At 65.4% G+C, this 11,744-nt stretch carries 9 protein-coding genes; 4 read left to right on the top strand and 5 right to left on the bottom strand.

Annotation, left to right across the window (positions count from 1 at the left end; translation table 11 throughout):
• Position 1: 1 nt before the first annotated feature.
• Positions 2-289, bottom strand: a complete 288-nt coding sequence (gene yajC, locus E7681_RS14710; RefSeq protein WP_136340071.1) for a preprotein translocase subunit YajC — start codon at positions 287-289, stop codon at positions 2-4.
• Between the two features lie 223 nt (positions 290-512).
• Here yajC and serS point away from each other — a divergent pair, with 223 nt between their 5' ends.
• A complete protein-coding gene (serS, locus tag E7681_RS14705) occupies positions 513-1,805 on the top strand; it encodes a serine--tRNA ligase (RefSeq protein WP_136340070.1) in 1,293 nt (430 codons plus the stop codon).
• An 87-nt stretch (positions 1,806-1,892) separates the two neighbouring features.
• Entirely contained in the window at positions 1,893-2,591 is a 699-nt protein-coding gene (locus tag E7681_RS14700) for a hypothetical protein (RefSeq protein WP_136340069.1), read from the top strand.
• A 92-nt stretch (positions 2,592-2,683) separates the two neighbouring features.
• Here E7681_RS14700 and E7681_RS14695 read toward each other — a convergent pair whose 3' ends face one another.
• The 4 genes from E7681_RS14695 to E7681_RS14680 all read right to left on the bottom strand — a co-directional run bounded on the left by E7681_RS14695 (position 2,684) and on the right by E7681_RS14680 (position 6,673).
• Positions 2,684-2,920 (bottom strand): EF-hand domain-containing protein, encoded by a 237-nt coding sequence (locus E7681_RS14695; RefSeq protein WP_136340068.1) that lies wholly within the window; start codon positions 2,918-2,920, stop codon positions 2,684-2,686.
• A gap of 182 nt (positions 2,921-3,102) precedes the next feature.
• Positions 3,103-4,575 carry a ribosome biogenesis GTPase Der gene (gene der, locus E7681_RS14690; protein ID WP_136340067.1) on the bottom strand — a complete coding sequence of 491 codons (1,473 nt, stop codon included), beginning with the start codon at positions 4,573-4,575 and terminating at the stop codon, positions 3,103-3,105.
• A 48-nt stretch (positions 4,576-4,623) separates the two neighbouring features.
• Positions 4,624-5,946 (bottom strand): PQQ-like beta-propeller repeat protein, encoded by a 1,323-nt coding sequence (locus E7681_RS14685; RefSeq protein ID WP_136340066.1) that lies wholly within the window; start codon positions 5,944-5,946, stop codon positions 4,624-4,626.
• A gap of 55 nt (positions 5,947-6,001) precedes the next feature.
• Positions 6,002-6,673 carry a hypothetical protein gene (locus E7681_RS14680; RefSeq protein WP_136340065.1) on the bottom strand — a complete coding sequence of 224 codons (672 nt, stop codon included), beginning with the start codon at positions 6,671-6,673 and terminating at the stop codon, positions 6,002-6,004.
• 226 nt (positions 6,674-6,899) lie between these two features.
• On the opposite strand from E7681_RS14680, the gene E7681_RS14675 reads away from it, so the two are divergent.
• The gene (locus E7681_RS14675) at positions 6,900-8,150 is read left to right on the top strand and encodes an efflux RND transporter periplasmic adaptor subunit (RefSeq protein WP_136340064.1); all 1,251 of its coding nucleotides are present in this window, start codon (positions 6,900-6,902) and stop codon (positions 8,148-8,150) included.
• Positions 8,150-11,722, top strand: a complete 3,573-nt coding sequence (locus E7681_RS14670) for an efflux RND transporter permease subunit (RefSeq protein ID WP_136340102.1) — start codon at positions 8,150-8,152, stop codon at positions 11,720-11,722. Before E7681_RS14675 ends, E7681_RS14670 begins: the two co-directional genes overlap by 1 nt.
• Positions 11,723-11,744: the final 22 nt, after the last annotated feature.

The raw sequence follows: 11,744 nt of genomic DNA, 5'->3' as shown, positions 1-11,744 counted from the left end.
CTTACGCCTCGGCTGCAGCCGGCTCGGTCTTGTTCAGAACCTGTGCGATGGTCGATTTCACGACGCGCACCTTGACGCCCTCGGCGATCTCCAGCTCGACCTCGTTGTCGTCCTTGACCTTGCTGACCTTGCCGATGATGCCGCCCTGCGTGACGACCTGATCACCGCGACGCAGCGCCGAGACCATGTTCTGGTGGTCCTTCATCTTTTTCTGCTGGGGGCGGATCAGCAGGAAATACATGATCGCGAAAATCAGGATGAGAGGGAGAAACTGGCCAATGGCTTCCATTTTTGTCTGTCCTTATAGCATGGCGAGGGTCACCCCCCCGGATTTTGCAGGGAACCTATGTGCGAGGGCCGCCATTTGCAAGGCGCGAAAGGCCACCCGGTCAGCAGGCGATCCGCCTGCGCCCCGGTGAAATGCCGCATCTTTCGCGGGGCGCGCTTACATCCTGTTCAAAAATACGCAATAACCTGCGCCGAAACGACTCAACACACCCCGGAGCAGACCCATGCATGACATCCGTGCCATCCGCGAAAATCCCGCCGCTTTCGACGCGGCTCTGTCCCGTCGCGGGGCTGCTCCCATGTCGTCCGAGATTCTGGCCCTGGACGAGGCGCGGCGCGCCAAGATCCTCGCCTCGGAAACCGCGCAGGCCGATCAGAACAAGGCCGCCAAGGAAGTCGGCGCCGCCAAGGGCCGTGGCGACGAGGCAGAGTTTGAACGCCTGCGCGCCCTCGTAGCCGAAAAGAAAACCGAAGTCGCCGCCATGCAGGCCGAGGCCAAGGCGCTGGACCAGCAGCTGACCGACCTGCTGATGACCCTGCCCAACGCACCGCTGGACGTGGTGCCCGACGGCAAGGACGAACACGATAACGTCGAGATTCGCCGCTGGGGCACCCCGCGCGTCTTCGATTTCAAACCGCGCGAACATTACCAGCTGGACGGCGTCGTCCCGGGCATGGATTTCGAGACTGCCGCGAAACTCTCCGGCTCGCGCTTCGTCGTGCTGAAGGCCGGCGTCGCCCGCATCCACCGCGCGCTGGCGCAGTTCATGCTGGACACCCATATCGAGGAAAACGGCCTCTCGGAAACCTGGACCCCGGTTCTGGTGCGCGAGGAAATGATGCTGGGCACGGGCCAGCTGCCGAAATTCGGCGAGGACAGCTATCAGACCCGCGAAGGCTGGTGGCTGGTGCCGACCGCCGAGGTCACCCTGACCAACGTCGTCAACAACGAAACCGTGGACGAATCCGCCCTGCCCCTGCGCATGGTCGCGCATACCCAGTGCTTCCGCTCCGAAGCGGGCAGCGCGGGCCGCGACACCGCAGGCATGTTGCGCCAACACCAGTTCGAAAAGGTCGAGATGGTCTCGATCACCCATCCCGACACCTCGCTGGCCGAACATGACCGCATGACCAAATGCGCCGAGGGCATCCTTGAAAAGCTGGGCCTGCCCTATCGCACCGTCGTGCTGTGCACCGGCGACATGGGCTTTGGCGCCACCCGCACCCACGATATCGAGGTCTGGCTGCCCGGTCAGGATACCTACCGCGAGATCAGCTCGGTTTCCGTCTGCGGTGATTTCCAGGCGCGCCGCATGAACGCCCGCTTCAAGCCCACCGACGGCGGCAAGCCGCAATTCGTGCACACGCTGAACGGCTCGGGCCTGGCCGTGGGCCGCACGCTGATCGCAGTGCTGGAGAACGGCCAGCAGGCCGACGGCTCGGTCAACCTGCCCGAGGTACTGCACTCCTATCTGGGCGGCAAAACCTGCCTGACGGCGGACGGCACCTTGGCCTAAGGCCACCTGATTGGCCGTCCCACCGGGGCGGCCAAAAAATATCTGCCCCTGGCGGGAACCCTTTGGCCAAACGCGCGTTCCATCCCCATGGAACGTATGATCGCCAGCCTCATCCTTATCGCCTCAATAGGATTCGTCCTGTCCCCGGTGCTCAGCCCCGGCTTCAGCGGCTTCACGCCCGAGCAGTTCCCGATCCCGCAATACCGCCCCCCGATTCAGCCCGCGGGCTATGCGTTTTCGATCTGGGGGCTGATCTACCTGTGGCTGATCGTCGGTGCGGGCTACGGCCTGTTCAAACGCGCCCAGGCCACCGATTGGCACCGCATGCGCCCGGCCCTGCTGCTGTCGCTGATCGTGGGGATTGCCTGGATCCCGGTGGCGAATCTGTCGCCGCTTTGGGCCACTGGCCTGATCTGGGTGATGTGGGGCAGCGCGGTAATGGCCATGATGAATGCCGGAAGGCAAGACAGGCTGTGGCAGCGCACGCCGGTCGCGCTTTATGCCGGGTGGCTGACGGCGGCCAGCGCGGTTGCGACGGGGCTGGTGCTGGCGGGCTACGGCATTCTGGGCGCGCAGACCGCCGCCTACCTGATGCTGGGTCTGGCGCTGGTGCTGGGCCTGTTCGTGCAATCGCAACGCCCTGATTCGCCGGAATATTCGCTGGGCATCATCTGGGCGCTGGCCGGGATCGTCGTGGCCAACATGGCCAGCGGCAACGTGCAGATCATCGGACTGGCCAGCCTTGGCATCCTGATGCTGGCGGGCCGCGCTTTTCTGGCCCGCTGAAAACACGAACCCCCGGCGCGGATGCAGCCGGGGGTGTGTGACGGTGCGTCGGGTCAGGCACGAGGTTACCCCTCCCGGACGTCCTGTCTGGCTCAGCCTGCGATAACGCCAGCTGCGACGGCTGCTGCCAGCTCGTCTGCGCTCACTTCGCCGTTTGCGTCGGCGTCGATCTGGCCGAACTGCTCTTCGGTCAGGCCTTCAACGGCTGCCGACAGTTCTTCCATCGAGTACGAGCCGTTGCCGTCGGTGTCTTCGACGGTGATTTCGGCATGTGCTTGAGCTGCGAAAAATGCTGCAGAAGCAGCCAGAGCCAGAACAACTTTGTTCATGGACGATACTCCAAATGCGACAGCTAAGTCGCTGATAAAAAGGCGATATTGCCTTCGAGCGGAGACATATCTGATCTGTTGGCAGCCGCAACAGAATCGAATACGGCCCGGATACCGTAGAAAATGCTGCATCGGCAAAAGGGCGCTTACGACCTTGGTTGCGGCCATGAAAAAGGGGCGCCTCAGCGCCCCTTGGGTGTCTTGTTCAGGTGCTTGGTCAGGGCGCCTGCGTTCTTTTCGCGTCGGCCCTTGTAGGGGTTTCGGTCGCCCTGCCCGCGCATGTACAGGCGGATCGGCGTGCCCGGCATGTCAAAGTCCTGCCGCAGCCCGTTGACCAGGTAGCGCGAATACGAATCGGGCATCACATCGGGGTGCGAACACATGACCACGAACCCCGGCGGGCGGCTCTTGGCCTGGGTCATGTAGCGCAGCTTGATGCGGCGCCCGCCCGGCGCGGGCGGCGGGTGCTGTTCCAGCATCCCGGTCAGCCAGCGGTTCAGCTGGGCGGTCGGCACGCGGCGGTTCCAGATCTCGTAGGCGCGTTTGATCGCGCCGTGCAGGCGGTCCAGCCCCTTGCCGGTCTTGGCGCTGACGGTGACCAGCGGCGCGCCGCGCAGCTGGGGCAGCAGCCGCTCGAACGACTCTTTCAGAGCCTTCAGCTTCTCCTGCTTCTCGTCTTCGATATCCCACTTGTTGACCGCGACCACGACGGCGCGGCCTTCACGCTCGGCCAGGTCGGCGATGCGCAGGTCTTGCTGTTCGAACGGAATCGCCGCGTCCAGCAGCACCACCACGACCTCGGCGAATTTCACCGCGCGCAGACCGTCCGAGACCGACAGTTTCTCCAGCTTGTCCTGCACCTTGGCGCGCTTGCGCATCCCCGCGGTGTCCCAGATGCGGATCGGCAGCCCGTCCCAGTCCATCGACAGCGAAATCGCGTCGCGCGTGATCCCCGCCTCGGGGCCGGTCAGCAGGCGGTCCTCGCCCAGGATCTTGTTGATCAGCGTGGATTTGCCCGCGTTCGGGCGGCCCACCACGGCGATCTGCATCGGCCGCTCCGGCGTGGGCCAGCGGATGGTGTAATCTTCGTCATCGCCATCCACGTCCTCGTCGATGCTGACATCGACCTCGGGGGCATGCGCGGCGGCGCGTTCCTCATATTCCTCGGCGATCGGCATCAGCACGTGCAGCAGATCGTCCATCCCCTCGCCATGTTCCGAGGAAATCCGCAGCGGCTCTCCCAGACCCAGCGCATAGGCCTCCAGCGCGCCCGCCTCGCCGGCGCGGCCCTCGGCCTTGTTGGCCGCCAGGATCACCTGCTTCGAGCGTTTGCGCAGGATGTCCGCGAACACCTCGTCCGAGGGCGTCACGCCGACGCGCGCGTCCAGCATGAACAGGCACACATCGGCCATGTCCACGGCGCGTTCCGTCAGGCGGCGCATCCGGCCCTGCAGGCTGTCGTCAGTGGCCTCTTCCAGACCGGCGGTGTCGATCACGGTGAACCGCAGCGGGCCCAGCCGCGCCTCGCCTTCACGCAGGTCGCGCGTCACGCCGGGCTGGTCATCGACCAGCGCCAGCTTCTTGCCGACCAGGCGGTTGAACAGCGTGGATTTGCCCACATTGGGGCGCCCCACAATGGCCAGGGTAAAACTCATTTCAGGCTCCGAAGGCGGATCAAGCCGCCCTGTTACAGCATTCCCGCGTCAACGGAAAGCGTACAATTGCCCCTTGGTCGAGATGACGTACATCACGCCACCGGCCACCACCGGAGAGGTCGTCGCCCCGTCCGGAATTTCCAGCACCTGCAGCAGCGCGCCATCGACCGGGTTGAAGAACCGGATCTTGCCGTCGTTCGAGGCCACGATCACACGCCCACCGGCGACCACGGGGCCCATGTTGGCATAGGTCTCGGTGGCTTTCTTCTGGGTGTGCTTCACGTAATGGGGCAGTTTCACGCCCCAGATGCGGCTGCCGTCCGAGGCGTTCATCCGTACCAGCTCGTTCTGCACCGTCACCGCGAAGACCGAGCCGCCGACCGGCCACATCGGCCCCAGCGCGCCGTCGCGTGCCGTCCAGATGCGCTCGCCGGTGTCGATGTCCAGCGCCACCATCCGGCCCGCCATCGAGCCCGCATAGATCCGGCTGCCGTCGATCACCGGATCGCCCGTGACATCCGTCAGCTTCGAAATCGCGCGGTTCTGCTGTTCGCCCGCCAGCTGCGAAATCCACATCCGCATCCCGCCCTTGCGGAACGCGCCCTGCACCTCGCCGTCGCCATAGGCGAAAATCGCGTATTTATCCGTCAGCGCCGGGGCCGGAGCGCCCAGCACGTTGCCGTTATCCGGCGCGGCGGTCAGCTGCCAGCGGATGCGGCCGGTATCCGGCTCGATCGCCCAGGCGGTGTCATCGCCCGAGGTGACGTAGACCAGCCCCTTGTAATAGGTCGGCGCGCCCGAGCCGCTGGCATTCAGCAGCTGGGTCCACTTCACCGCGCCCGAGGTCGGATCAATCGCGGTCAGACTGCCAAAGCCCGAGGTCACGAACAGCGTACCGTCGCCATAAGCCAGACCACCGCCCGTCGCCTCTTCGGAACTGTCGCGCGCCGGCGTCAGATCGCGGCTCCACAGCGTTTGTCCGGCGGTCGAGGTCGCCATCACCGTCGCCTGCGCGTCCAGCGTGAACACCTTGCCAGCGGCGACAACGGGATCGGCGGTGATGCGGTTGCGGCGGCTGTCCCCGGCGCCGATGGGCGCGCTCCAGATCACGGCCGGGTTAGCGGCCAGCGCCGGATGGCTGGTGCGATAGGCGGGCGTGCCGATGGCATGGGTCCACTCGGCATTCGCCTTGGCCGCAGGCAGCCGGATCGCGACCGAGCGGTTCTCGGGGATCACCGTATCGGCAGGCGCCCCGTCGGCCAGGATCGCGTAGATCTCCTCGCGCTCGCCGACAAGGATCTCTTCCTTCTCGCTACAGGCGGTCAGAACCGCCAGGCCAGCCAATCCCAGGATCAAAGCACTTGGTTTCACGGACACCGCCCTCTTTATTGTCTCGGCACGCGGCGACCGCCGTCGTGCCCGGGCCTCAATTGCCCGATTGGCTTGCCGGTTGCAGCTCGCCACCCAGCGACACAATCAACTGAGACGCCCGACGACGCAAGTCCTCCGTCACCTCGGCATCCGCGATGATCCGCTGCAAGCGCTCGATCGCGTCCGCGGATTTGCCTTCCTGGATGTCCAGCAGGGCCAGTTGTTCCTCGGCCGGCAGGCGCAGCGTGACCGAGGTCTGCATCAGCCCCTCCAGACGCACGCGGCGTTCGGCGGCATCCAGCCCATTGCCCTGCACCAGCAGCGATTTGAACGAGGCGACCTGACGATAGATCATCGGCATCTCACCGTTCGAGGCGACCGAATCCAGCAGCGCCACGGCGCCCTGGGTATCCCCGGCCTCGGCCAGTTGCGCCGCGCGCAGCATCGCCACCAGCGCAGTCGCCGCCGGGCTGTTGCTTTGCACACCCGCCAGGGCTGCGGCGCGCGCCTCGGCGCTGTCGCTTTCCAGCGCGGCCACCACATCGTCACCCAGCTTCTGGGCGGCGGCGGTGTTTTGCGCCTTGGTCCATTCCTTGTAGGCGGCACCGCCCACGATCGCCACCACGGCAACGGCTGCGATCCAGCCGTATTTCTTCATCAGCGCGAACAGCTTGTCGCGGCGGACTTCTTCGGTGACTTCTTCGATGAAACTGTCGGTATCGCTCACGTCGGGGCCTTTCTTCTTTGCCCCCTCTTAGCGCAGCGCCCGCCCCCTGCCAAGAGGCGCGGCCACTCCTTGGCCCCTGCGCACAGCACGCTTGCGTTACAGGGTTTCCATGCGTAAACTGAACCAATCGGTTCACCTTTTTGTGGGCCTGGTAGTTGTTTTGCGGGGACGGGCCGATAAATAAGGCGTGAACCCCGGCTTTTGGCGCGCGAAAAGGACCCCACTGATGAGACCCATCCCGGTACTCACCGCCATCCTTGTGACGGCATTCCTCTATATCCTGGTGATGGAGCGCGACGCGCTGACCGCCTTTGCGCTGACCGGCGACCCGCAGGCCGCCATCGCCGCCGCCGAGGCCCCCGACACCCCCAAGCCGCTGCCCGAACACGCCCAGCCGCAGCACAAGGCGGTCCGCGTCATGGCCCTGCACTCGACCGCGCAGGTGATCGACAGCGCCGTGGTGCTGCGCGGTGAAACCCGCGCCATGCGCCAGGTCGATGTCCGCGCCGAAACCACCGCTCAGGTGATCTCGGAACCGTTGCGCCGTGGCACCTACGTCGAAAAAGGCCAGCCCCTGTGCCAGCTGGACCCGGGCACCCGCCCCGCCAAACTGGCCGAGGCAAAGGCCAATCAGGCCAGCGCCCGCGCCCGCCTGCCCGAAGCGAACGCCAACCTGAAAAAGGCCGAGGCCGCGCTGCACGAAGCCTCGATCAACTATAACGTCGCCAAGAAGCTGAACACCTCGGGCTATGCCGCCGAAACCAAGCTGGCCGCCGCCGAGGCTGCGCAGAAAGCCGCCGAGGCAGGCATCGAATCCGCCCGCTCGGGGCTGGAGACCGCACAGGCCGGCATCGAATCCGCCCAGGCCACCGTCGCCGCCGCCGAGAAAGAACTGGAGCGCCTGACCATCACCGCCCCCTTCACCGGCCTGCTGGAAACCGACGCGGCCGAGCTGGGCAGCCTGCTGCAATCGGGCACCCTGTGCGCCACCGTGATCCAGCTGGACCCGATCAAGCTGGTCGGCTACGTCCCCGAGACCGAGGTCAACCGCGTCACCGTCGGCGCGCTGGCCGGCGCCCGCCTGACCACTGGCGCGATGCTGCAAGGGCGCGTGACCTTCCTGTCGCGCTCGGCTGATCAGCAGACCCGCACCTTCCGCGTCGATATCGACGTACCCAACCCCGATCTGAAGGTCCGCGACGGCCAGACCGCCGAGATCCTGATCGCCTCGGACGGCGCGCGCGCCCACCTGCTGCCGCAATCCGCGCTGACCCTGAATGACGAGGGCACTCTGGGCGTCCGTCTGGTCGGCCCGGAAAACATCGTGCAATTCGCCCCGATCTCGCTGGTGCGTGACACCGTGCAGGGCGTCTGGGTCACCGGCCTGGACGAAACCGCCGACGTCATCATCGTCGGCCAGGAATACGTGACCGAAGGCGTCAGCGTCGCCCCGACCTTCCGGGAGGCCGCGAAATGATGACCGGTATGGTCGACTGGGCCGCCTCGCGCGCCCGCATGGTTCTGGCCTTTATCGTGCTGTCGCTGGTGGCCGGGGGCTATGCCTACGTGAACCTTCCCAAAGAGGGCGAGCCGGATATCGACATCCCCGCCCTGTTCGTCTCGGTGCAATTCCCCGGCATTTCCGCCGAGGATTCCGAGACCCTGCTGATCAAGCCGATGGAAACCGAGCTGGCCGATCTGGACGGTCTGAAAAAGATGTCCGCCACCGCCGCCGAAAACTACGCCGGTGTGGCGCTGGAATTCGAGTTCGGCTGGGACAAGTCCAAGGTCATGGCCGACGTCCGCGACGCCATGTCCACCGCCGAGGCGCAGTTTCCCGACGGGGCCGAGAAATACTCGATCAACGAGATCAACTTCTCGGAATTCCCGATCATCATCGTCAACCTGACCGGCGACGTGCCCGAACGCACCATGTTCCGCATCGCCAAGGAACTGCAGGACAAGGTCGAGGCGATGGATTCCGTTCTCGAGGCCGGGATCGCCGGGTCGCGGGATGAGATGGTCGAGGTTGTGATCGACCCGCTACGCCTGGAATCCTACAACGTCACCGCGGCCGAGCTGATCAAGGTCGTCCAGAACAACAACATGCTGGTCGCCGCAGGCGAGGTCGAGACCGCGCAGGGCACCTTCTCGGTCAAGATCCCCTCGTCCTTTGATGAGCCGCGCGACATCTACTCGCTGCCGGTGAAAATCAACGGCCAGCGCGTCGTCACCCTTGGCGATCTGGCCGAGATTCGCCTGACGTTCGAGGACCGCAAGGGCCTGGCCCGGTTCAACGGCGAACCGACCGTCGCCTTGCAGGTGGTCAAGCGCAAGGGCTTCAACCTGCTGGACACCACCGCCGCCGTGCGTCAGGTCATCGACGAGGCGCAAAAAGACTGGCCCGAGGATCTGCAAGCCGCCGTTCAGGTCGGCACCTCGAACGACCAAAGCCGCGTCGTCGGCTCGATGGTCAGCCAGCTCGAAGGCTCGGTCCTGACCGCCATCGCGCTGGTGATGATCGTGGTGCTGTCCTCGCTTGGCAGCCGCGCCGCGCTGTTGGTGGGCTTTGCGATCCCCACCTCGTTCCTGCTGTGCTTCCTGCTGCTGGCCGGGATGGGCGTGACCATTTCCAACATCGTGATGTTCGGCCTGATTCTGGCCGTGGGGATGCTGGTGGACGGCGCCATCGTCGTGGTGGAATACGCCGATAAGCGCATCTCCGAAGGCGTCGGCCCCATGCACGCCTATGTCGAGGCGGCCAAGCGCATGTTCTGGCCGATCGTCTCGTCGACCGCGACCACGCTCTGCGCCTTCCTGCCGATGCTGTTCTGGCCCGGCGTTCCGGGTGAATTCATGGGCATGCTGCCCGTCACCCTGATCTTCGTGCTGTCCGCCTCGCTGGTCGTCGCGCTGATCTACCTGCCCGTCATGGGCGGCGTCTCGGGCCGTCTGTCGCGTAAATTCGACCGCTCCTCGGCCTTCCTGATCGCGCATTTCCCCTGGTGGGTGCGTGCAGCCCTGGTGCCCGTCACCTGGATGGGCATGTTCATCGGCGCGATGCAGGTGCTGAACCCCGCCTACCTGTCCGCTGACCTGGCCGCCAAACCCGGCCTCGCCCTGCTGATCGGCACCGTGCTGTTCTTCCTGTCGGCCTTCGGCGCCTCGATCGCGCTGGGGGCGGCCAAGATCACCTGGCGCCGCCGTGGCCGCGTGAAGGCGGGCCATAACCGCACCCCCTTCGGCATGTTCATCAAGTTCATCGCCGGCAACCCGATCATGCCGCTGATTACCGTCGCCGTCGTCATCGGCTTCGTGATGACCACCTTCCAGGTCTTCGGCGAAAACTCCAAGGGCGTCGAATTCTTCGTCGATTCCGAGCCCGAGCAGGCCATCGTCTACGTCCGCGCCCGCGGCAACCTGTCCGTCCCCGAAAAGGACGCGCTGGTGGCCCAGGTCGAACAGGTCGTGCTGGCCCATCCCGGCGTGCTGAACGCCTTTGCCTTCGCCGGCGAAGGCGGGCTGAAGAACAACACCGGCGGCGCACAGCCCCCGCTGGACACCATCGGACAGGTCCAGCTGGAAACCATCCCGTGGGAAGACCGCGCCGACCGCCCCGATCTGGACGGTGACGTCGTGATCGCCGAGCTGACCCGACAGCTCGAACAGATCCCCGGCATCAAGGTCGAGATCCTCGCCCAGGCCCGCGGCCCCGCCTCGGCCAAGCCCGTGCACCTGCGCGTGAAAGGCGACGACTGGGGCAAACTGGTCGAGGCCACCAAGCTCGCCCGCGCCCATTTCGACGAAACCGAAGGGCTGGAACTGATCGAGGACACCCTGCCCCTGCCCGGCATCGACTGGCAGATCGACGTCGATGTCGAAAAGGCCGGCCTCTACGGCGCCGACGTCGCCACCGTGGGCGCGATGGTGCAGCTGGTCACGCGCGGCATCCTGCTGGACACCATGCGCGTCGACAGCAGCGACGAGGAAATCGAAATCCGCGTCCGCCTGCCCGAGCAATACCGCGTCCTCTCGACCCTCGACACGCTGAAGGTCCGCACCGCAGATGGCCTCGTGCCGCTGGCCAACTTCATCACCCGCCAGCCGGTGCCGAAACTGGCCAAGATCAGCCGCGTCGACCAGAAACGCTATTTCGACGTCAAGGCGGGCGTCACCGACGGGCTGACCAAGACCGTCACCGACGACAACGGTACCCACCAGGTGCCGCTGACCGCCAACGAACGGATTGAAGAGATCACAAACTGGCTCAACACCAATCCCCTGCCCGCAGGCATCGAATGGGAATGGACCGGCGACCAAGAGGATCAGGCCGAATCCCAAGCCTTCCTGGGCAAGGCCTTCGGCGCGGCGCTGGCGCTGATGTTCATCATCCTGCTGGCGCAATTCAACAGCTTCTACAACTCGGTGCTGGTGCTGCTGGCCGTGATCCTGTCCACCGCCGGCGTGCTGGTGGGGATGCTGGTGATGGATCAGGCGTTCTCGGTCATCATGACCGGAACCGGGATCGTCGCACTGGCCGGGATCGTGGTGAACAACAACATCGTGCTGATCGACACCTACCAGGAATACTCGGCCTACATGCCCAGGATCGAGGCGATCGTCCGCACCGCCGAAGACCGCATCCGCCCCGTCCTGCTGACCACCATCACCACGATGGCGGGCCTCGCGCCGATGATGTTCGGCCTGTCGCTGGACTTCATCCAGGGCGGCTACTCCATCGACAGCCCAACGGCGCTGTGGTGGAAACAGCTGGCGACGGCAGTTGTGTTCGGCCTCGGTATCGCCACGGTGCTGACGCTGGTCTTCACGCCCTCGCTGCTGGCCATCCGGGTCTGGCTGAACACGTATCTGCGCTGGATCGCCCAGGCGCTCAAGGCACTGTCCCTGGGCCGTGCCAGCCGCGCCGCGCAGGACCTGGCCCTGCAGCGAGCCGCCCGCAAGCTGAAAGCGCCCGAGATCATCTGGGACGACGACACCCCCGACCTGTTCGAAACCCCGCCCAAACCCGGCCTCAAGGCTGCGGAATGAACAACGCGCTGGGGGCGTTGCC

This window comes from Thalassobius vesicularis (assembly GCF_004799325.1).
Taxonomy (GTDB): Bacteria; Pseudomonadota; Alphaproteobacteria; order Rhodobacterales; family Rhodobacteraceae; genus Thalassobius; species Thalassobius vesicularis.
Note: the sequence above shows the minus strand (reverse complement) of the source record. Positions and strands in the feature narration are given on the sequence as shown.